22 protein-coding genes are annotated in these 19,046 nt (G+C 66.0%); 13 read left to right on the top strand and 9 right to left on the bottom strand.

The features are described from left to right. Positions 1-46 precede the first annotated feature (46 nt). Complete coding sequence (locus tag LPW26_RS01060; RefSeq protein WP_238732507.1) at positions 47-1,618, top strand: PepSY-associated TM helix domain-containing protein; 1,572 nt, start codon at positions 47-49, stop codon at positions 1,616-1,618. Then, positions 1,615-1,914 carry a DUF3325 family protein gene (locus LPW26_RS01055; RefSeq protein ID WP_238732380.1) on the top strand — a complete coding sequence of 100 codons (300 nt, stop codon included), beginning with the start codon at positions 1,615-1,617 and terminating at the stop codon, positions 1,912-1,914. Before LPW26_RS01060 ends, LPW26_RS01055 begins: the two co-directional genes overlap by 4 nt. Before the next feature lie 206 nt (positions 1,915-2,120). Here LPW26_RS01055 and LPW26_RS01050 read toward each other — a convergent pair whose 3' ends face one another. Next, positions 2,121-2,900 carry a class II aldolase/adducin family protein gene (locus LPW26_RS01050; RefSeq protein ID WP_238732379.1) on the bottom strand — a complete coding sequence of 260 codons (780 nt, stop codon included), beginning with the start codon at positions 2,898-2,900 and terminating at the stop codon, positions 2,121-2,123. Positions 2,901-3,143: 243 nt separating this feature from the next. Here LPW26_RS01050 and LPW26_RS01045 point away from each other — a divergent pair, with 243 nt between their 5' ends. The 3 genes from LPW26_RS01045 to LPW26_RS01035 all read left to right on the top strand — a co-directional run bounded on the left by LPW26_RS01045 (position 3,144) and on the right by LPW26_RS01035 (position 5,549). After that, on the top strand, positions 3,144-4,034 hold the full coding sequence (locus tag LPW26_RS01045; RefSeq protein WP_238732378.1) for a hypothetical protein: 891 nt from the start codon (positions 3,144-3,146) through the stop codon (positions 4,032-4,034). Positions 4,035-4,197: 163 nt separating this feature from the next. Beyond that, positions 4,198-4,617, top strand: a complete 420-nt coding sequence (locus tag LPW26_RS01040; protein WP_238732377.1) for a MucR family transcriptional regulator — start codon at positions 4,198-4,200, stop codon at positions 4,615-4,617. A 329-nt stretch (positions 4,618-4,946) separates the two neighbouring features. Continuing rightward, positions 4,947-5,549, top strand: a complete 603-nt coding sequence (locus LPW26_RS01035) for a DUF6456 domain-containing protein (protein ID WP_238732376.1) — start codon at positions 4,947-4,949, stop codon at positions 5,547-5,549. A 6-nt stretch (positions 5,550-5,555) separates the two neighbouring features. Here LPW26_RS01035 and LPW26_RS01030 read toward each other — a convergent pair whose 3' ends face one another. Both LPW26_RS01030 and LPW26_RS01025 read right to left on the bottom strand, forming a co-directional pair. Next, the gene (locus LPW26_RS01030) at positions 5,556-5,984 is read right to left on the bottom strand and encodes a SufE family protein (protein WP_238732375.1); all 429 of its coding nucleotides are present in this window, start codon (positions 5,982-5,984) and stop codon (positions 5,556-5,558) included. 120 nt (positions 5,985-6,104) lie between these two features. Beyond that, positions 6,105-6,509 carry a DUF5330 domain-containing protein gene (locus LPW26_RS01025; protein WP_238732374.1) on the bottom strand — a complete coding sequence of 135 codons (405 nt, stop codon included), beginning with the start codon at positions 6,507-6,509 and terminating at the stop codon, positions 6,105-6,107. Positions 6,510-6,912: 403 nt separating this feature from the next. On the opposite strand from LPW26_RS01025, the gene LPW26_RS01020 reads away from it, so the two are divergent. From LPW26_RS01020 to LPW26_RS01010, 3 genes are all read left to right on the top strand, one after another. Beyond that, complete coding sequence (locus LPW26_RS01020) at positions 6,913-8,730, top strand: PAS domain-containing sensor histidine kinase (RefSeq protein WP_238732373.1); 1,818 nt, start codon at positions 6,913-6,915, stop codon at positions 8,728-8,730. Positions 8,731-8,812: 82 nt separating this feature from the next. After that, entirely contained in the window at positions 8,813-9,532 is a 720-nt protein-coding gene (locus LPW26_RS01015) for a peptidoglycan-binding domain-containing protein (protein WP_249784981.1), read from the top strand. Between the two features lie 81 nt (positions 9,533-9,613). Continuing rightward, a complete protein-coding gene (locus LPW26_RS01010; RefSeq protein ID WP_238732371.1) occupies positions 9,614-9,961 on the top strand; it encodes a DUF1491 family protein in 348 nt (115 codons plus the stop codon). Between the two features lie 35 nt (positions 9,962-9,996). On the opposite strand, the gene LPW26_RS01005 is transcribed toward LPW26_RS01010, so the two are convergent. The 3 genes from LPW26_RS01005 to LPW26_RS00995 form a co-directional block, all read right to left on the bottom strand. After that, positions 9,997-10,965, bottom strand: a complete 969-nt coding sequence (locus LPW26_RS01005) for a DUF2336 domain-containing protein (RefSeq protein ID WP_238732370.1) — start codon at positions 10,963-10,965, stop codon at positions 9,997-9,999. A gap of 137 nt (positions 10,966-11,102) precedes the next feature. After that, a complete protein-coding gene (locus LPW26_RS01000) occupies positions 11,103-12,152 on the bottom strand; it encodes a polysaccharide deacetylase family protein (protein WP_238732369.1) in 1,050 nt (349 codons plus the stop codon). Between the two features lie 79 nt (positions 12,153-12,231). Then, complete coding sequence (locus tag LPW26_RS00995; protein ID WP_238732368.1) at positions 12,232-12,660, bottom strand: hypothetical protein; 429 nt, start codon at positions 12,658-12,660, stop codon at positions 12,232-12,234. On the opposite strand from LPW26_RS00995, the gene LPW26_RS25335 reads away from it, so the two are divergent. The 4 genes from LPW26_RS25335 (at position 12,638) to LPW26_RS00980 (ending at position 14,681) form a co-directional block, all read left to right on the top strand. After that, positions 12,638-12,772, top strand: coding sequence for a hypothetical protein (locus tag LPW26_RS25335; RefSeq protein WP_263858946.1), 135 nt, complete (start codon positions 12,638-12,640; stop codon positions 12,770-12,772). The two genes, LPW26_RS00995 and LPW26_RS25335, sit on opposite strands and share 23 nt — an antisense overlap. A gap of 144 nt (positions 12,773-12,916) precedes the next feature. Continuing rightward, complete coding sequence (locus LPW26_RS00990; RefSeq protein ID WP_238732367.1) at positions 12,917-13,114, top strand: hypothetical protein; 198 nt, start codon at positions 12,917-12,919, stop codon at positions 13,112-13,114. 13 nt (positions 13,115-13,127) lie between these two features. Then, positions 13,128-13,904, top strand: a complete 777-nt coding sequence (locus tag LPW26_RS00985) for a hypothetical protein (protein WP_238732366.1) — start codon at positions 13,128-13,130, stop codon at positions 13,902-13,904. A 72-nt stretch (positions 13,905-13,976) separates the two neighbouring features. Continuing rightward, positions 13,977-14,681 (top strand): SDR family oxidoreductase, encoded by a 705-nt coding sequence (locus LPW26_RS00980; RefSeq protein WP_238732365.1) that lies wholly within the window; start codon positions 13,977-13,979, stop codon positions 14,679-14,681. 147 nt (positions 14,682-14,828) lie between these two features. Here LPW26_RS00980 and LPW26_RS00975 read toward each other — a convergent pair whose 3' ends face one another. Genes LPW26_RS00975 through LPW26_RS00965 form a run of 3 tightly spaced genes read right to left on the bottom strand, consistent with a single transcriptional unit; the run spans position 14,829 to position 18,248 of the window. Next, on the bottom strand, positions 14,829-15,392 hold the full coding sequence (locus LPW26_RS00975) for a DUF1254 domain-containing protein (protein ID WP_238732364.1): 564 nt from the start codon (positions 15,390-15,392) through the stop codon (positions 14,829-14,831). After that, entirely contained in the window at positions 15,389-15,967 is a 579-nt protein-coding gene (locus LPW26_RS00970) for a DUF1214 domain-containing protein (protein WP_238732363.1), read from the bottom strand. Before LPW26_RS00970 ends, LPW26_RS00975 begins: the two co-directional genes overlap by 4 nt. 31 nt (positions 15,968-15,998) lie before the next feature. Then, entirely contained in the window at positions 15,999-18,248 is a 2,250-nt protein-coding gene (locus LPW26_RS00965) for a transglycosylase domain-containing protein (protein ID WP_238732362.1), read from the bottom strand. Positions 18,249-18,521: 273 nt separating this feature from the next. Here LPW26_RS00965 and LPW26_RS00960 point away from each other — a divergent pair, with 273 nt between their 5' ends. Further along, positions 18,522-19,034: a YcgN family cysteine cluster protein gene (locus LPW26_RS00960; RefSeq protein WP_238732361.1), complete on the top strand. Its 513-nt coding sequence runs from the start codon at positions 18,522-18,524 to the stop codon at positions 19,032-19,034. The last annotated feature ends 12 nt before the right edge of the window (positions 19,035-19,046 follow it).

Genomic DNA, 19,046 nt, shown 5'->3' with positions numbered 1-19,046 from the left:
GGTGGACAGCACTCCGCGCGAGTCGGGTCGTGGCATCCGGCAAAGCATGTCGGGCCTGCACACCTGGACTGGGCTGCTGCTCGGCTGGGTGCTGTATGCGATGTTTCTCACCGGCACTGTGTCGTTCTTCAAGGACGAGTTGTCGCAATGGATGCGGCCCGAGCTGCCGCGCCTCGCGCAGGCTCTCGATCCAGCCGTGGTGGCGCAGCGCGTTGCCGACGAACTCGGGCGGATCGCCCCAGGGGCGACGCAGTGGAGCCTGAAGCTGCCGGACGGACGCACCAACAGCGTCTATGCGTTCTGGCGACTTCCCGGCGGCGGGCAGGGCGCACGAGCATTCGGCGAGGGGCACTTCGACCCGCTGACCGGGCATCGTGTCGAGGCGCGCGGCACGCTCGGTGGCGACTTCTTCTATCGCTTCCACTTCCAGTTCTACTACATGTCACCGTTCTGGGGACGATGGCTCGCCGGGCTCGCGGCGATGTCGATGCTGGTTGCGATCATCGCCGGAGTGATTACCCACAAGAAGATCTTCACGGACTTCTTTACCTTCCGCTGGGGCAAGGGCCAGCGCTCGTGGCTCGATGCGCACAACGCGCTGTCGGTGTTCGGGCTGCCGTTCCACGTGATGATCACCTACACCGGGCTGGTGACGCTGATGGCGTTGTACATGCCATGGGGCGAGCGCGCCGCCATCAAGACGCCGGCCGAACGTCAGCAGTTCACCTCTGAACTGAGTGCCTTCATCCCGGCCGGAAAGCCGAGCGGAGAGAAGGCGGCACTGGCGCCGCTCGAAGCGATGGTGCGTCAGGCGCAGGAGCGCTGGGGGGCGGCCAATATCGGCCGCGTCAACGCCGCTAACCCGGGAGACTCCACAGCGCGCATCGCGGTGACACGCGGCGACGCCGGGCGCGTCTCGATGAGTCCGGACTACGTCGAATTCGACGGCGTCAGCGGCAAGCTGCTCTCCGTGCACGACCGTGTCGGCGCCGCCGCGGAAACCCGCGGGGTGCTCTACGCGCTGCATCTCGGCCGCTTCAGCGATGTCGAGACACGCTGGCTGTACTTCCTCACCAGCCTGATGGGCACCGCGATGGTCGGCACCGGGCTGGTGATGTGGACGGTGAAGCGGCGGCAGAAGCTGCCGGACCCGGCGCGGCCCTATTTCGGCTTCCGATTGGTCGAACGGCTGAACATCGCCAGCATTGCCGGGCTGTCGATCGCGATGACGGGCTTCCTGTGGGCGAACCGGCTGCTGCCGATCTCGATGGCGGAGCGGCCGTTCTGGGAGATCCACGTCTTCTTCATCGTCTGGGGGCTGGCGCTGCTGCACGCGCTGCTCCGGCCGGCGCGCACGGCCTGGGTCGAGCAACTCTGGGCGGCCGCTGCCCTCCTGGCGCTGGTACCGGTGCTCAACGCCGCGACGACGCCGCGCCCGCTGTGGCGCAGCCTCGCGGCCGGAGACTGGGTGTTCGCCGGCGTCGATCTGATGTGCTGTGCGCTGGCGTTGCTGCACGCCGTGCTGGCACTCCGCGCTGCGCGGCATGGCGCGCGGGGGCAGACCGAGGCTAAACGGCGCCGACCTGTCACGATCGCCGCGAGCGAGGCGGCGCAATGATCCACGCCCTCGCTCTGGCGTTCAGCCTCGCGGGCTTCGCCGCGCTCGCACTGGCGACCCGCCGGCAACAGAACGAGTTCCTCCGCCGATCCCTGCCGCGCAGGATCGTTACGGCGCTGCGCATCGCCGGCAGCGCCGCCCTGCTGGTCGCGTTGATCCTGCTGGTCATCGCGCGCGGGTGGGCGCTCGGACTGGTGATGTTCAGCGGGCACACCACGCTGGCGGCGGCGCTGGTGTACGCGGGGCTGATCATCTTTGGACGAAACGGGCTCGGCGTTCCCGTTCGGCGAAGCTGACCCGAACGCAAAAACGCCGCCCGGAATTGGGCGGCGTTTGACGTCCGAGAAGCGTAGAGGGTGATGCGAGAAAGATAGCATCACCTTGGCGAACTTCAACCGCAACCTCGACCGTCATTGCGAGGAGGCGAAGCCGACGAAGCAATCCAGCCAAGTGCACGAGTCTGGATTGCCTCGCAGCGATCGCAATGACGAAGCTCTGTCCCTCAGGTCCGGTAGCTCGGGTCGATCCGATCGAGCTTGCGCAGCAGCGGCGGCCAGACCAGCTTGGTCGAGCGCAGCTCCATGGAGTCGCGGTTGGTCATCAGTTCGTGGTTCTTGTCGACCGCGAGGTGCTCGATCGGATAGGCGGTCGGACCGAGCATCCGGGTGCGGACCTGCATCGTGCAGGCGCGCTCAAGGTGATACATCCGCTCGAACGCCGACGCGACGCTGCGGCCGACCGTCAGCGTGCCGTGATTGCGCAGCAGCATGTGGTTCTTGTCGCCGAGATCGCGCTGCAGCCGCGGGCGCTCGTCGTGATCGAGCGCGACGCCTTCGTAGTCGTGATAGGCGAGGTCGCCGGTGACGAAATGCGCGGTCTGGTTCAGCGGCAACAGACCTTCCATGCAGCTCGCCACGGCGGTGCCGTCCGGCGTGTGCAGATGCAGAACGCAGCCGGCGTCCTCGCGCACCTCATGGATCGCCGAATGGATGGTGAAGCCGGCCGGGTTGATCTTGTACGGGCTGTCGCTGAGCTGGTTGCCGTCGAGGTCGACCTTGACCAGGCTCGACGCGGTGATCTCGTCGAACATCAGGCCGTAGGGATTGATCAGAAAGTGATGTTCGGGGCCGGGCACGCGCGCCGAGATGTGGGTATCGACCAGATCATCCCAGCCGTAATGCGCGACGAGGCGATAGCAGGCGGCGAGATTGACCCGCTGCTCCCACTCCGCCTCGGTCATCTGAGACGGGACTTCCTTCAGGCGGGCTTCAGCTGGCGACATGCGTTTCTCTCCCAATTGTTCGGTGATGATTGCCACCACGGTAGCTCTGCGATTGCTTCGCAGCAAGCTGCCCCGCGCGCGGCAGTCATGACTGTTGTTCACGAGCCCAGCCCCGTTATTTTGCGTTCCAGAACCCGCCAACAAGTTGTTTGCAAACGAGAAAGGCGATTGCCGATCACAATCATATGACGTTATCGTAGCCTGGCGACCGCCGCGCCTGCTGCGGCGGGACGGGAGTTTGGGATGGTCTTTCTACTGGTGGCTGGGATTGTGTTCCTGTTGGCCGGGCTTGCGTCGATCGGATTCGGCGTCCCCGTCAAGGAATTCAGCTTCGGCAATACCCTGATCCTGTCCGGCGTCATCGGGGGATGCACCGGTGCGATCCTGGTTGGGTTACATGTGGTCGGCCGCCAGATTCGCGCGCTGGAGGCGGTGACGGCGGCCGCGGGTGCGTCCGCTCAGCGGCCGGCAGACAAGCCGCGCCCCGGGTTTCCACCCGCGAATGCCTCGGAGCCCGAAACTGACGAAGGGCTGATGTTCCCCGGTGACCGATCCGAGTCCGAACTCACCCAACGGGGCGAGCCCAGGACCGGCCAGGAAGCGTCTGCCGCGCCATCTTCGCAGCCCTGGCAGGAGGACGCATCCCGGGAGCGCTCCCGGGCGCGAACGCCCGAAGCTCCGTCCGCGCCATCGGCCGATTCGTCGCCCAAGAAGCGCAATCTGCTGTTCGCCTCGACCACGCGCCGGGACCGCGAGCGTGCCGCTCAGGCGGCCGCCGATGATGCGGCCGCGACTGCGCCGACCACGACGGTGCGCAGCTTCGAAGAAGCTTGGCCGCAACCGGATCGGTCACGCGACGAAGCCGTCCCACGGAAGCGCCGGTCGTTGCTTGGGGGCAGCGACAGCGCCGCCGAGTCGGCGCCCCCAGAGCAGCCGGAGCGGCCGCGTTTGGAGACAACGCCGCCCCCCCGCAGCGAAGAGATGACTGAAGTTACCGTGCTGAAATCCGGGGTCGTCGACGGCATGGCGTATTCGCTGTATTCGGACGGCTCGATCGAGGCGCAGATGCCTGAAGGCATGATGCGCTTCGAGTCGATCGATGCCCTGCGCGAGCATCTCGACCAGCGCAGCTAAGCTGTTGGTCTACCTTGCGCCGACTGAATGGCGCGCCTTACAATCGGATCGCGGCAAGCTCTCGGTTGCGTTTCGCGCCGACCCTGTCGATCATCGTTCAAGCAACCGACAAGATTCGACTGGGGCGGGATCCGCCGCCGGTCTCGAGACGATTGGATTTCTCATGAGTGACCCCGCGGGCAAAACATTTGTCGAACTGACCGCGACCATCGTCTCCGCCTATGTCAGCAACAATCCGACACCCGCCGCCGATCTTCCGGGCCTGATCGGGCAGGTGCACACGGCGCTGCAGCGGCTGTCCGCCGGGCGACCTGAGACGCCGGTGGCGGAGCCGGCCAAGCCGGCGGTGCCGCTGAAGAAGTCGATGACGCCCGAATATCTGATCTGTCTCGAAGACGGCAAACGCTTCAAGTCGCTGAAGCGGCATCTGCGCACGCAGTACAAGATGACTCCAGAACAATACCGCGAGAAGTGGGGCCTGCCGCCGGACTATCCGATGGTGGCGCCGAACTACGCGGTGGAGCGCTCCCAGCTCGCCAAGAAAATGGGCCTTGGCCAACAGCGCCGCCGCCGCGGCAAGTAAGCCGGTCGAGCGCCACGGCGCCCACTGCGCCCAGCGATTCCCTTCGACCCCGATTTTGCCAGAGCCAGTTTCGGTGCGGGCAAGACGGGCACGACAGCGGGAGTGGGTGGGTTGCGTTCCGAGGAAAAAAATCCGAATATCCACTTCTGAGGGGTTGATCTGGTCGAACTGTTCTGAGAATATATTCCTTATTCAGGTTTCTCAGTTGAGGTGCGACCGATGTTGATGTCAGTCCTACTGCGCAGAGCCGCCGGTTTTGGAGAGAGGCGCGATCAGGCACGAACGGCGAACGGCACGCGGGCCGTCGATCGTGCGTCGGGAGGCGGCCGATGAAGCGCCGCAAGCCCGCCGCCAGGGCGGCCACGCAAGACGCGGCCGAGATCGGCAACTTCCGCGCCCAGCATCTGTCCCTCTCCGAACGCCAGATCATGACGGAGGATGGGTTTGCCCGGGTGACCGTCGACGATAGCGAGAGCCCGCTGGCCTGGCTGGCGCGGCGCAAGGGGCGGGACGGGCGCAGCATGATCAGCGCCCATCAGTTCGTCGCGGGCGAGCGGCTGCGCGCCGACTTTACCCGCGGCAACCTCACACCGCGCGTCACTGCGAACTGGGGCGCGCCGACTGGCCGGTCGAGCGGTGGCGGCGCGGGCGAGATGACCGATCTGGTGTTGGCGTCGCGACAGCGGGTCCAGAACGCGATCGCGGCCTGCGGGCCGGAATTCTCCGGCATCCTGCTCGACGTCTGCTGCTTTCTGCGGGGACTGGAAGACGTCGAGCACGAACGCGGCTGGCCGGCGCGCTCTGCCAAGGTGGTGCTGCAACTCGCGCTGGATCGGCTAGCCCGCCACTACGGGCTGTCGCCGACGGCCGGCGTGGCGCGTCCGAAGCTGCGCAGCTGGCTTGCGGAGGACGCGGAATTCGTCGTTGGTTAGGGCGGGTCAGGCCGGCGCTGCGAGCGCCGCGTGTGCGTCGGCCTTGATCCGCTCGATCATCGAGCGCAGCCCGTTGGAACGCTGCGGCGTCAGGTGCTCGCGAAAGCCGAGTTCGTCGAACACGGCGATCGGCTCGGCCGCCAGGATCTCCTTGGGCGTCCGGCCGGAGACCAGCGTCAGCAGAATCGCGATCAGCCCGCGCACGATATGCGCGTCGCTGTCGCCGAGATAGCTGAGCACCGGCTCGTTGGCGTCGTTCCGGCTGGTCTTGCGCGACAGCCAGACCTGGCTGGCGCAGCCGTTGACCTTGTTCGCGGAGGAATGTTCCTCCTCGGGCATCGGATCGAGGGTGCGGCCGAGTTCGATCACATAGCGATAGCGATCGTCCCAGTCGTCCAGCAGCGCGAAATTGTCCCTGATTTCGTCGATCGTCATGGTGACCCGTATCTGCTCGTCGCGGCTCCGAAGGTGGAACCTCTCCGTACCAGATATATGGCATTGCCGCGCCTCGAAAGCGAGATCGCGGCCTCGGCGGAAAGTCGGAGCGCGGTCGGCTCAGTTGGCGCGGGCCGCGACCTGTTCCAGCCGCCATTCGATGGCGAGGTCGTCGGGCGCCAGCGTGTCGCGCGGAGCGAGGCCGACCGGCGCATCGTCGGATCCGTCCCCGCGCACGATCGAGCTGGTCTGGTCGCTGGCGCGCTTCTCGATGATCATCTTGTAGACCTTGCGGGCGCCTTCCTGCGCGCGATGGCCGATCACGGTCGCCGCGTGCTCGCCGACTTCGCAGGCGGCCGGCTGGCGCTTGCAGAACTGCGTGAAATCGGAAACCGCAGCGGTCGCGGCGCCGACGGCTTCGGACGCGCCGACCTGCGGCAGCTTTTCGGATTCCGGGGTCTTGTCCTGGGGAAGTAGCACCAGGACCAGTCCAAGCCAGAACGTCAATCGAAGCAGAAAAAACATCTCGCGACCCCGTCGTCCAATCCGCGCTATGATTGGCCTTTCAATCCGACCCTTGCCTAACTCCTCTCCAATGAACCGAGCGTGTTTTGGTTACTTACAATTCGAGCAAAATCCGCCTCAACACTGCGACGAAACGATTCGACGTAAACATTCGATTGATGCCGCTCGCCATTCGGGGACGGGCGCGTCACGCGGCTACCAATTCGAAACCATAGGCTGCCGGTTTCGAAACCATGTGTTCACCATCCTTCGCCGAATGCGGCTTGGATGCCGTCTCAAATCCTTACGCATTGCGATGTCGGTGAATGCCTTAGCGTTCGTTTAAGGTGGCTCTGACACGGTGAGCCAACCAGAAACGGGGGCGCCGTCCCCCCGTCACGAGGCGACAGCGAGCGCGGACCGCGTGGCAATATCCAAGATCATCAGCGAGTGTCTCGATGCACTGCTGCACCCGTCAGCGCGGTTCGATGCGCTGGCGAGCGCGCGGCATCGCGCCTTCATCGCGCCGCGGCTTCTGGGCAGCCTCGCGGCGCTTGCAGCGTTCCCGGTCTATCTCGTCCTGCGCGGCGCGCCGAGCGCGCTGGAAGCGCTTGCGTTCGTGTGGCTGATCGCGCCGATCCTGCTGTCGTGGTTCCTGTCGCGCACAGGCCGCTACGAGAGCGCGCATGTGCTGTCGTCATTGTCGCTCGCCAGTCTGGTCATGGTGATCGCGGCGCTGACCGGCGGCATCGAATCTTTTGCGGCGATCTGGCTGGTGTTGGTGCCGCTCGAAGCCGCGCTGTCGGCGTCGCGCCGCGTGGTCGGCTTTGCCACCGCGCTGGCCCTTGGCTGCGCTACGGTGCTGATCGCCGCCGGACATTTCGGCTTGCTTCCGGCGCCTGCGGTCGCCGATGTGTCGCACGGCGTGGTGATGGCGATCAGCGTCGCAGCAGCCACTCTGTATGCGGCCGGGCTGGCGTTCGGCGCCGAGTCGCTGGCCCGCACCAGCGATACGCTTCTGAGCGTCGAGGAAGAGCGCTATCGGCTGCTCGCACGGCATATGAGTGACGTGATTTCGCGCCACGCCCGCAGCGGCGATGTGCAGTTCATCTCGCCGGCGGTGGAAGCGTTGATCGGTCAGCCGGCGCAGCGGCTGCTCGGTCACGGATTGTTCGACCGCGTGCATGTGGCCGATCGGCCGGCTTATCTCAAGGCGCTGTCCGACGCCGCGCGCGGCGAGGCCGGCAGCGTCGAATTCCGCATCCGCCGCGATGTGCCGCGAGACGATCGCGGCCGGCCGATTGCGTCCGAATTCATCTGGCTTGAGATGCGCTGCCGCCCGTTCGAAGCGGGTGAGGCTGCCAGCCCCCGCGATAACGACGTAGTCGCGGTGATGCGCGACGTCACCGATCGCAAGCTGCAGGAACAGGCACTCGAACAGGCGCGCGCCGACGCGGACCGCGCCGATGCCGCCAAGTCGCGCTTCCTCGCCACCATGAGCCACGAACTGCGCACGCCGCTCAACGCGATCATCGGGTTCTCCGACATGATCCTGCACGAGGACGAGCTGATGCTGGCGCCGGAGCGGCGCAAGGAATACGCCCAACTGATCAACGATTCCGGTCAACACCTGCTGTCGGTCGTCAACGGCATTCTCGACATGTCGAAGATGGAGTCCGGCAATTTCGAGATCGCTCCGGAGCCGTTCGCGCCGCGGCCGGCGCTGCTGAACTGCTGCAATCTGCTGGCGCTCAAAGCGCGTGAGAACGGCATCGATCTGGTCACCCGCGCACCGGAAAATTTGCCTGAGATCGTCGGCGATCCGCGCGCCTTCAAGCAGATCCTGCTCAATCTGGTATCGAACGCCATCAAGTTCACCGAGCGCGGCGGCGCGGTGTCGGTCGAGGCGGTGGTGGAGGGCGCGCGCCTGGTGCTGCGCGTCAGCGACACCGGCGTCGGCATCGCGGCGGAGGATCTCAAGCGGATCGGCGACCCGTTCTTTCAGGCCGGGACGATCTATCAGCGCCGTCACGAAGGCACCGGCCTCGGCCTGTCGATCGTCAAGAGCTTGGTCGGCCTGCACGGCGGGACGATCGACGTCACGAGCGAAGTCGACCGCGGCACGACCGTGACGGTCTCGTTGCCGCTGGCGCAGCCGATGCGTAGCAACGTCACGACCCTCGCGCCGGTTCTACCGGCCGAGCCGAAACTGCAAGACTATCAGGTGAAGAAGAGTGCCTAAGAGACGGAAGGACGATGATGCGCCGCGCCGTCGCGGTGCGGCTGTGGCGGCCGTTGCGGACAGCGACGAGCGGGGATTCGCGATGCGCCTGCTGACCAGCAGTCCGCGCGATGTCATCGCCGGAATGTTCGCGTCCGCCGCCGTGGTGGCGATCATCACCAATGCGATTTTCATGCAGGCAGGGCAGCATCCGTCGCCAATGTTCGGTCGCAGCGCTGCATCGGCCTCAGTCTCGGTCGTGACCCTGCCGCGTCCGCGCCCAGTCGAGCCGCGCACGGACACCAAGGCGCTGGATTCTGCGCTGCTCGAGCCGAGTTCGACCGAACTGAAGCCGTCTGACTCCAAAGCCGCCGACGCCAAGCCGGCTGAGACGCGTGCGTCCGAGCCCAAGCACGACAGCAAGCCGGACAACCGCCGCGTGGAACGCACCCGCGCCGCAGACGCCGACGCAAGCGATCCGCTCGGCAGCCTGGTTCAGCGCACCACGCAGCCGCGCGCTGCTGCGCCCGCTGCGGCGTCCTCGACCGCCTCGAATGTGCCACGCCCGCCGGCGGCGATTCCGGCGTCCGCCTCGCGCGATCCGGTCGGCGACATGATCAGCTCGTCGCGCCGCATCGCCGCCGTCCAGCGCGCGTTGACGGAATACGGCTATGGCCAACTCAAGCCGACCGGCAATGTCGGCTCCGATACCCAGGCGGCGATCCAGCGCTTCGAGCGTGCCCGCCGGCTGCCGGTCACCGGGCAGGTCTCGGACCGTCTGGTGCGCGAGCTCGGCATGGTGACGGGTCGTTCGATCGACTAGCGCGTTGCAGGCTTTCTCGCGCGCGCTGTTTGCTCGAGAACGCTCTGGCGCTGCGGCGGTGGCCGGCCTAAACCTCTCGCCATGCGACTGAAGAGTTCAATCTGGGTATCCGCTTATCTGCGCCGCTGCCAAGGCGAGGGCGTGTTCGGCGCGGTGAGCCGGCGCGGCGCCGAGGATGCCGGCGCCGTGTTCGTCAAGGTGGTGCTGCCGGATCGGACAGCAATGCTGTACGCACCGGCGCCGCAGACCGCCTATGACGAAAGCCGGCCGTTCGAGCGCGTCTTCGCGCCGGTGTCGCCGCAGCCGCAGCCGGAGGCGACCGTCGACGAGCGGCTCGCCAAGGAGATTCGGTTCGACCCGGACATCTGGATCATCGAAACCGACGATCGTGCCGGCCGGCACTTCCTCGATCTGGCCAAGCAGAGCTGAGCGGCATGTAACGAGGCGCGCTGACTCGCGAAACGTCAGCGGTTGCTGCCGACCCGCGAAGGCACCGTCCCGGGCTGGGCCGCGGGTCGGGCTCCGTGGGTAGTCCCTGCGCGAGCGCGGTGGCGCTCGTCGTCGTGCAGCATGGATCGATACTTTGCGCGTGCCGAGGCCACGGTTGCACCGCGCCAGGCTGCGATCATGATCAGGGCGGTGCGTTCGTCGAGCCGGTCGTAGAGACGCGACAGCCGGTACACCCAATCCACCGAGGTGCCGCGCTCCGGATCGAGAAACATCAGCACCTGTTCGAACACCGCGCTGCTCATGCCCAGTGCCTTGAGCGCGCATGCCAGAGGTTCGCCGCCGGGATCGCTCACCACGCGCTCGGCCATGGCCGTCGCGAGGATCAGCGCATCGCCGAGTTCAGCGGTGAAGTTCTCGGCATCCTGCGCGTAGGCCGCCATGTGAAGTGTCTCGATCGCACGCTTGGCGCGCGGAGCGGGGATCCGCACCGCCGGGCGCAGCGGCGCTTCGGCGAGATTGTGCAGGATCAGGGCGCGCTCACGCGGCGCAGCGGCAAAGAACATGTCGTTGATCTGTGCAGCGTCGTCGGGCTGCATCGGCAAAGCGGCAACCCGCTGCTCGGCTTCGGTTGCTGGTCGCGCTGGCTGGGTAGCGGTCGAGGGTGTTTCTGTCGAAATGGTCGCGGCCTGTGGCGCGCGCTGCTCTGCCGCGCTGCGCAGCGCCAGACGCCGCGCGATCGCTTCCGGCGTATGCGGGTAGATCGACAGCCTCGCGCGAACCGCAGCCCGTGTCGCGTCATCAACTTCGTCGATCAGTCGCGACGTCAGTTCAACGAACTGCTGCTCTTCCTCGCGCGTATGCACGGCGCTCTGCACATAGAGATCGGTCAGCACGCGCAGCAGGGTCGGACGGATGTCGATGCCCTCGCGGCGCGAGAGCGACATCAGGCCGTCGAATCCTGGGAATGGTGCTGACTGGGTCATGGCGTCGCAAAAGAGGGCAACTGCGCTCAATCTAGCCCAGCCTGTTTAATGCCGCGTTAAGCAAAACGCTTTGTTAATCAGCAGCATCCGGCAAGGTGTTGACGCGGCGGAAGAAGCCGCCGCGTCAGAGAGGCGAACTACTTCGTGCCACTGACGGTACGGATCACGCTGTTGATCGGCCGCGCATTGCTGGCCGTCGGCTGCTGGGCGGGTTGGACCTGCGCGTCGTATTCCGGCAGCGTCGTCACCCGATCCTTGGCCGTGAGGAACACCACCTTGTAGCCGCCGGCCTTGAGCTGGGAGAGCAGCTCGGGCAGCGCCTGCGCGGTCGACTTCTGGAAGTCGTGCATCAGGATGATGCCCTTGCCGGCCTTCTTCAGCTTCGTCATCACGCCGGTGATCAGCTGCTCCGGCTTGTGGATGCGGAAGTCCTCGGAGTCGATGTCGATCGAGAACGTCGCGATGTTGCGCTCGCCGAGATAGGCCTTCAACTCCGGCGTCTGGCGCAGTTGCGGGAAACGGAAGAACGGCGAGGTCGGCTGGCCGGCCGCAAGCACGGTGCCGCTGATGCCCTTCTCGATCTCGGTCTTGGCCTCGGCGAACGGCTTGATGGCCAGATTGACGTGCGACCAGGTGTGCGATCCGACCGTGTGTCCGGCGGCGACGACCTGCTTGAGGATTGCCGGATGCCAGCTCGAATGCTTGCCGATCGGGAAGAACACCGCCTTGACGCACTCGTTCGCGAGCGCCGCCAGCACCGCAGGCGTATTCACCGGCCACGGGCCGTCATCGAACGTCAGCGCGACTTCGCCCGGCTCGAGGAAATCGTAATCGCGATATTGCGACAGGCCGAGGCCGGGTCCGCCGGTGGTGTCGATCTCGACCGTGCGCGAAATGCCGAGCGCGTTGGGATTGGTGCAGGCCTGCTGCGCAGGCGCGGGCGCCGGAGCGGGGGCCGGCATTGCGGCGGGCTCTTTGGCGACGACCGGCTGGATCGGCGGCGCGGGCGACTTCGGTGCTTCGGAGGCCGGCGTCGGCCAGCGCGTCGCGATTGCGCCGGTGGTGAGCTCGGAGGAGGCGGCCGCGGTCGGCGCGCTCGGAGCCGAGAAGTAGGCGCGGCCCGCACCCAGGCCCACCAGAACGGCCAGCGCGCTGCAGCCGGCCGTCAACACCGCAACCCTACGCATACTCAACTCCCGAACATGATTGCCGCCAACCAGCGTCAACTTGCTCGCGAAATGGTTAAGCCGGGGTTTTTATTGCAGCTCAGCGACGCGCTTTTGTTCGCTTGCGCAGGGACTTCTGCGCTTTGCCACGCGCCGCACGTGCAGATGGCTTCTTGGCGGACGGCCGTTCCGCGGTGTCGGCGGGCTGCGCTGAGGCGTAGGATTGGCGCAAACTATCAAGGCTGCTGCCGATTTCCGCAACCTGGTCGGACAGTCTCTTGGTCTCGCTGCGCTGTGCAGTGATCAGTTGCTGCAACGTGCGGAGCTGATCTTGCACAGCTTGCAACTGATCGATCGACTCCTGCTGGGACATTTCGAGGCCCTTGGCCTTCTCCATGATCTGCTCGGAGGTTTGGGCGACGCGGACCTGCATCTGTCGGCCGGCAACCACGCGATCGGTTTCCGGAGTCACGCCGGTGGCCATTCGCCACAACAAGATCGCCCCGATGCCGGAGACGATCAGCACCAACGCGGCAGCGGTGATCGCGATCGGCTGCGCGCCGATCGTCGACATCGCGCGCGACCGGAAGTCTGACGGTGGAATCTCGGTCATGGACGTCTCAAGCCTCGCGTCCGAATGAAGTTCCCGCCCCACATGGAACAATTAGCATTCCGCCCGTCGCGGTTGCAACTTCCCAATCCGGCGACTTTAACAACGCATTAACCATAACGCGACTTAATGGCCCGGCGTCACACCAAATCAGGAAGGGCTGTGAGAGGTCGACATGGGCACCATCATTGAATTTCCGATAGACGCGTCGGCGCGGCGGTCGGGCTCAACCATGGTCCCGTCACCGGGCCACCGCGCGACAGTGGTGATCCTGCCGGTGGTTCGGATCGAGCGCCATGCCCCGTCGCAAGATGACAGCGGACCGGAGCAGGGCGCGCCGCCACGGCGTCGCCGTCGCCGCGTCCGATCCTGATCCGATCGAAGCGATGGGCGCGCTTCGTCGTCAAACCCTGATGGGGGGGGATCGCGTCCGTCGTGGAACTGCGTTGTTCGCTGTGCTCGGCGTCACGCTTGGCGGCTGCGCCGGGGGCGATTTCGGCCGTACCCGCGGCGACTTCGTCACCGACGATATGCATCGCTGGATGGGCATCGAGGCGACCGGCAGCGTCGGAGCGCGGGCGTCGGATTTCCAGCTCACCGATGAGGAACGCACGCTGCGCGACATGGCGTATCCGCTGGTCGAGCCGCCGCGCTCGCGGCCGGCTTGGAAGACCGTGTTCGGCGACTATCAGCCGATCGCAGCGCCATGGCGGCAGTCTCCGCCGTTCGACCGCTCCGCCTATGGCAGGATGCTGGTCGACGAGCCGCACCGCTCGCACACCTCGCGCTATTCAGCGCTGAACGAAGACATCCGTAACGATCTGACGCGGTTCGAGCCGTTCCGCTTCACCGCGATGCGCGTGATCGAGATGGACCGCAAACGCGCCGCAGCGCTGAAATACGTGTCCGACCTGTCGCCACGCGAGCGCGCCGACGCGATCGGCCGGATGGAAGAGAACGCGCTGATCATCCAGTGGGTCGAGCAATGCCTCAACCGGCGCGCCTCGTCCTATCGATGGGCGCTGGAACGGCTGGTGATCATGGCGCCCGATACGCTGGCGGCCGACGTTGACAGGCTGATCGCCGAGCTGGAATTGCAGGCGGCCAATATGTCCGTGCCGGCGGGCCCGGCGAGGGGCCATGTGCTGGTCTCGAAGGGGTGAGGGCCGCGGTGGCTCGCCGCCTTCCAAATGGTTGGTCGCTGCTCATCATCAACACGCAATCCGGAGACCTTCATGTCCAGCGAGAAAGTCGCGTTGATTACGGCTGCAGGTTCCGGCATGGGGGCGGCCATTGCCCGCAAGTTGGCGCAGGACGGCTATGGTGTCGCAATCCTATCGTCATCGGGAAAGGGCGAAGCGCTCGCCAATGAGCTGGGCGGAGTTGGAGTCACGGGGTCGAACCTCGTGACCGACGACGTCAAGCGATTAGTCGACCTCGCGATGACGCGATGGGGACGGATCGACGCGCTGGTCAATTCCGCCGGCCACGGGCCGCGCGCGCCGATCCTCGAGATTTCGGACGAGGATTGGCACAAAGGGATGGAGGTGTACTTCCTCAGCGCCGTGCGGGCCGTCCGGCTTGTGGCGCCGATCATGCAGATGCAGGGCGGCGGCGCTATCGTCAACATCTCGACCGCTTGGGCGTTCGAACCGGCCGCGGCATTTCCGACGTCGACTGTGTTTCGCGCCGGGCTGGCGACCTTCACGAAACTGTTCACCGACAGCTACGCGGCCAAGAACATTCGTATGAACAACGTATTGCCGGGCTGGATCGATAGCCTGCCGGCGACCGATGAACGACGTGAAAGCGTGCCGATGGGACGCTACGGCAAAACCGAAGAGATCGCCGCGACGGTCGCGTTCCTGCTGTCGGACGGCGCCGGCTACATCACAGGTCAGAACATCCGCGTCGACGGCGGCGTCACCCGCGCCATCTGATCGGCTGCGCCGGAATTCATGGCGTGCGGCTCAGTAGCCTGTAGGGTGGGCAAAGGCGCGCAGCGCCGTGCCCACGCGAGGGCATAACAACGTAGTTTGTGATGATGGTGAGCACGCTTCGCTCCGCCCACCCTACAGGTGCCGCAACTACGACTTCGCCTGCGGCTCCGGCTGCACCTTGCAGCTCGCGGAATTCAGCGCCGCGCGAGCCTGGCTCATCATGCCGGGTTCGGAGGCGAGGGCCTTCATCACGATCAGGCCAGTCGTCGTCGGCGAGTCGATGATCAGGCGGTCGGCGGCGGTGACGTCTTCGTCTTCCGGCAGATTGCCGTGCTGCTCGCTGGTCATCAGATCGAGCTCGATCACCTTGCGGCCGGCGGAGCGATCATTGATCGCGTAGTAGGCGATCTCGCTGCGGGTGTAGAACGACACGGCGGTGTAGGCCTGGCTGACCGGCACGGTCAGCTTCAGCGGCCCCTTCGACAGATCGTAGCGGCAGACCGCGATCGCGAACGCCGGATCGAGGAACGGCAGCGGCGCATTGTCGGGCGAGACTTGAGGCACTTGCGAAACTTCGTTGACCTGGGTCAGCGGTGTCAGCCGCGCATAGGCGTCCTGGCTGGCGATCCGCGGCAATGCCAGCACGCTGACCAGATGCACGATGCCGCCGAGGACGATGCCGGCGATGATGGTGGCGAGGAAGCGGATCATGGGCAGCCGACCGTAGTGATCGCCGGCATCGGCGCGTCGCGCTGGGTCCGGGTCGCGACCCCGACCGGGGTGTCGTACAGCCGCAGCATCAGGATGTAGCGATCGACGCCGCCGGTCGGCAGCCAGTTGCCCGCGCGTGATCGTGCGGCGACGCGGATCTTGAACTCACCGTCGGCCGAACGGACGATTTCCTGGCTGGTGAAGCCGTAGCGCTCGACCCCGTTAGCGATCAAAGCGCCGCGCGGATCGTACAGCGTCAGCGTCCAGAACCGCGCCGGCGGCGTCACGCCGCTGACTTCGACGTCGCATCGTCCATCGAGCGCGCGCTTGTTGTCGTCCGCCTTGGCGATGAAGGCGATGCCGTCGCCGGCGCCGATCGGCAGTTCACCGCTGCGCGCAATCGCGGCGCGGGCATAGGGATCGATCTCGGCGGTGCCGGCGCGCGGCCGCGCGGTCCACGCGCCGATCGTCAGCGTGCCGAAGTCGGTGCCGCGCGTCGCCGTCATCCAGGTCGCGCCGACACCGACGCCCGCGGCGATGATCAGCGCCAGCAAAGTGAAGAAGATCAGGCGCACGTTGCAATCGTCCTTGCGCTTCCCGCGGCCGTCAGTTCTTGCGCGGCGCCGTCGCCGGCGCGCCGTTGGTCGCTGAGGCGAAACTGTCCGGATAGCCGACGGTGTTCGACGAAAGCGGTTTGCCGGGCTCGGCCTTCTCCATGTCCCTGGTGGCGTCGTCGAGCATCTTCTCGACGCGCACCAGGATGTCGGCGCCCTTTCGCGTCAGCACCGGTGGCGGCGCCGGCTTGCCGTCGTCGTCGGCCGCGCGCGCATTGGCCTGCGCCGGCGAGACCGGCAACTTGGTGCCCATGCCGACGCCGGCGAGTTCCTTGACCTCAACCCCCTGATGTGCCGCAAGCATAATGTCGTGCCAGGTCTGCGCCGGCAGCGAGCCGCCGGTCATGCGATTAGTCGGCGAGTAGTCGTCGTTGCCGTACCACACCGCGCAGCTGAAGTTGCCGGTGTAGCCGACGAACCAGGCATCGCGATAGGCGTTGGTGGTGCCGGTCTTGCCGGCGGTCGGAATGCCGTCGAGCGCGGCGCGGCGCGCGGTGCCTTCGCTGACGACGTGGCTCATCATGCCGGCCATGTCGGCCGCCACCGACGCGGGGATCGCCTGCTTCTGCTTTGGGCCGTCGCGATCGAACCGCCACACGAGGTCGCCGGCGCCGGTGCGGACTTCCAGCACCGCATGGGGCGTCGGCGCCTTGCCCTTGTTGGGGAAGGTCGCATAGGCGACGGCATGCTCCAGCACGGTGACTTCAGTCGAGCCGATCGGCAGCGACGGCGTGTCGTTCAGCGGCGCCTTGATGCCGAAGCGGCGGGCGACTTCGATAATCTTGGCGCGGCCGGCCTTCGGTCCCGCCTTGCCGCCGAGCGTGATGGAAAGTTTCACCGGCACGACGTTGATCGAGCGGGTGATTGCCTGGGTCAGGGTCACCGAACCGGAATACGAGTGGCCGTAGTTCTGCGGGCACCAGTTGCCGATGCAGACCGGCCCGTCGACCACGATCGAGGTCGGCTTGAAGCCGTTGAGCAGCGCGGTCGTGTAGACATACGGCTTGAACGACGAGCCGGGCTGGCGATAGGCATCGACCGCGCGGTTGAACTGGCTGGAGCCGTAGTCGCGGCCGCCGACCATCGCGCGGACGCCGCCGTCGAGATCCGACACCACGGTGGCGGCTTGCGTCGCGTGATAATCGCGGCCGAACTGGCGGAGCTGGTTCTCGATCGCGCCTTCAGCCGCGCGCTGCACGTTCATGTCGATCGTGGTGCGGACCACGAAGACGCGCTCGGTATAGGACTTCGGGAACGTCTCGACGACCTTGCGGACTTCGTCGAACGCCCAGTCGAGATAGTAGTTCGGCGAATTCTCGTCGCGGCGATCGACCACCGAGGCCGGATTACGCCGCGCGCCGAACACTTGACCCTCGGTCATGAAGCCGGCGTCGACAAGATTGTCGAGCACGACGTTGGCGCGCGCGCGCGCGGCGGGCAGGTTGATATGCGGGGCGAACTTGGTCGGCGCCTTGAACAGGCCTGCCAGCATCGCTGCCTCGGCGAGGTTCACGTCACGCACGGACTTGTTGAAGTAGAAATGCGCCGCGCCATCGGCGCCGAAAGTGCCACCGCCCATATAGGCGCGGTCGAGATAGAGCTTGAGGATCTCGTTCTTGGTGAGCCGCGTCTCGAGCCAGATCGCCAGAAAGGCTTCGTTGACCTTGCGCTCGAGCGTGCGCTCGTTCGACAGGAACAGGTTCTTGGCGAGCTGCTGGGTGATCGACGAGCCGCCCTGGCGCACGCCGCCGGCCTGTGCGTTGGTGACCAGCGCGCGGGCGGTGCCGGCGACGTCGATGCCGAAGTGATCGTAGAAGCGGCGGTCCTCGGTCGCGAGCGTCGCCTTGATCAGATTGTCGGGGAAGTCCTCGAGCGGGATCGAGTCGTTGTGCTTGATGCCGCGGCTGCCGATCGGGTTGCCGTAGCGGTCGAGGAAGGTGACGGCGAGGTCGGACTTCTTCAGCCAGTCTTCGTCGAGCGTCTCGCGAAACGCCGGCTGCGCCAGCGCCAGCAGCACCAAAAGGCCGACGGCGCCCATCGTGGCGGCTTCCGACAGCGGCTCGATGAACACCCAGCGTTTCCAGTGACCGACATAGAAGCGGTCCATGAAGGTGGCGAAGCGTTCCCACAATTCGCGGATGCCGGACGCGGAGGAGAACAGCGTCGAGTCGAGCCGGGCGTCGAGGTCCAGAAACCAGTTCCGGATCCGCTGCATCCAATTGTCTGGCAGAATCTTCGGCACCGGGTTTCGACCAATCGCATGCGACGCCGGGCGGGCGCCTCAATCTGTCTTGCGGGAGCGTTGCGGCAAACCCAAGGCACCGATTGCGGTCCCCGGGAATCTCGTTTCTTGTAGCCGAGCGCCGGTCATAAACCAATGGCCGCGCAGGGATTTTTCGGCGAAGCGGCGACCTTGCAACAGCTTGGACGCCGCCGATCGGGGCTAACCGCTTGCGCCGTCGGCGTAACTCCTCCTAGAACCACGTTTTGACAGCACGGAAGCAACCCGAACGGCATGACCTCAGCCCGCAAGAAGGCCTCCGACCAGGACGGTTTCTTCTGGAAAACCAAAACCTTGGAACAGATGTCCGCGGCCGAGTGGGAGAGCCTGTGCGACGGCTGTGCGCGCTGCTGTCTGGAGAAGCTCGAGGATGAGGACACCGGGCGGATCTACTTCACCCATGTCGGGTGCCGGTTGCTCGACGGGCAGGCGTGTGCTTGCCACGACTACGCGAACAGGTCGGAGCGGGTGCCGGATTGCGTGCGGCTGACTCCTCAGACCGTCCGTGAGTTGACCTGGCTGCCGCCGAGCTGCGGCTACAAGCTGGTCGCCGAGGGGCGGGACCTGTACTGGTGGCATCCGCTGATCTCCGGTGATTCGAACAGCGTTCACGACGCTGGCGTCTCGGTGCGCGGGCGAGTCGAGGCGACTGAAACCGAGATCTCGGTCGAGGACCTCGAGGATCACATCGTGTCCTGGCCGGCGCTGCTGCCGAAGCGGGCGAAGCTGAAGAAGCCGCCGCGGTGAAATGACTTGCTG

Source organism: Rhodopseudomonas infernalis, from assembly GCF_022271405.1.
Classification (GTDB): domain Bacteria; phylum Pseudomonadota; class Alphaproteobacteria; order Rhizobiales; family Xanthobacteraceae; genus Rhodopseudomonas; species Rhodopseudomonas infernalis.
Note: the sequence above shows the minus strand (reverse complement) of the source record. Positions and strands in the feature narration are given on the sequence as shown.

Bases quoted from the DNA above. Each gene is read 5' to 3' on its own strand.
- LPW26_RS01060 (WP_238732507.1), top strand. From the start codon at position 47: ATGTCGGGCCTGCACACCTGGACTGGGCTGCTGCTCGGCTGGGTGCTG.
- LPW26_RS01055 (WP_238732380.1), top strand. From the start codon at position 1,615: ATGATCCACGCCCTCGCTCTGGCGTTCAGCCTCGCGGGCTTCGCCGCG.
- LPW26_RS01050 (WP_238732379.1), bottom strand. From the start codon at position 2,900: ATGTCGCCAGCTGAAGCCCGCCTGAAGGAAGTCCCGTCTCAGATGACC.
- LPW26_RS01045 (WP_238732378.1), top strand. From the start codon at position 3,144: ATGGTCTTTCTACTGGTGGCTGGGATTGTGTTCCTGTTGGCCGGGCTT.
- LPW26_RS01040 (WP_238732377.1), top strand. From the start codon at position 4,198: ATGAGTGACCCCGCGGGCAAAACATTTGTCGAACTGACCGCGACCATC.
- LPW26_RS01035 (WP_238732376.1), top strand. From the start codon at position 4,947: ATGAAGCGCCGCAAGCCCGCCGCCAGGGCGGCCACGCAAGACGCGGCC.
- LPW26_RS01030 (WP_238732375.1), bottom strand. From the start codon at position 5,984: ATGACGATCGACGAAATCAGGGACAATTTCGCGCTGCTGGACGACTGG.
- LPW26_RS01025 (WP_238732374.1), bottom strand. From the start codon at position 6,509: ATGTTTTTTCTGCTTCGATTGACGTTCTGGCTTGGACTGGTCCTGGTG.
- LPW26_RS01015 (WP_249784981.1), top strand. From the start codon at position 8,813: ATGCGCCTGCTGACCAGCAGTCCGCGCGATGTCATCGCCGGAATGTTC.
- LPW26_RS01010 (WP_238732371.1), top strand. From the start codon at position 9,614: ATGCGACTGAAGAGTTCAATCTGGGTATCCGCTTATCTGCGCCGCTGC.
- LPW26_RS01005 (WP_238732370.1), bottom strand. From the start codon at position 10,965: ATGACCCAGTCAGCACCATTCCCAGGATTCGACGGCCTGATGTCGCTC.
- LPW26_RS01000 (WP_238732369.1), bottom strand. From the start codon at position 12,152: ATGCGTAGGGTTGCGGTGTTGACGGCCGGCTGCAGCGCGCTGGCCGTT.
- LPW26_RS25335 (WP_263858946.1), top strand. From the start codon at position 12,638: ATGCCGGAGACGATCAGCACCAACGCGGCAGCGGTGATCGCGATCGGC.
- LPW26_RS00990 (WP_238732367.1), top strand. From the start codon at position 12,917: ATGGGCACCATCATTGAATTTCCGATAGACGCGTCGGCGCGGCGGTCG.
- LPW26_RS00985 (WP_238732366.1), top strand. From the start codon at position 13,128: ATGGGCGCGCTTCGTCGTCAAACCCTGATGGGGGGGGATCGCGTCCGT.
- LPW26_RS00980 (WP_238732365.1), top strand. From the start codon at position 13,977: ATGTCCAGCGAGAAAGTCGCGTTGATTACGGCTGCAGGTTCCGGCATG.
- LPW26_RS00975 (WP_238732364.1), bottom strand. From the start codon at position 15,392: ATGATCCGCTTCCTCGCCACCATCATCGCCGGCATCGTCCTCGGCGGC.
- LPW26_RS00960 (WP_238732361.1), top strand. From the start codon at position 18,522: ATGACCTCAGCCCGCAAGAAGGCCTCCGACCAGGACGGTTTCTTCTGG.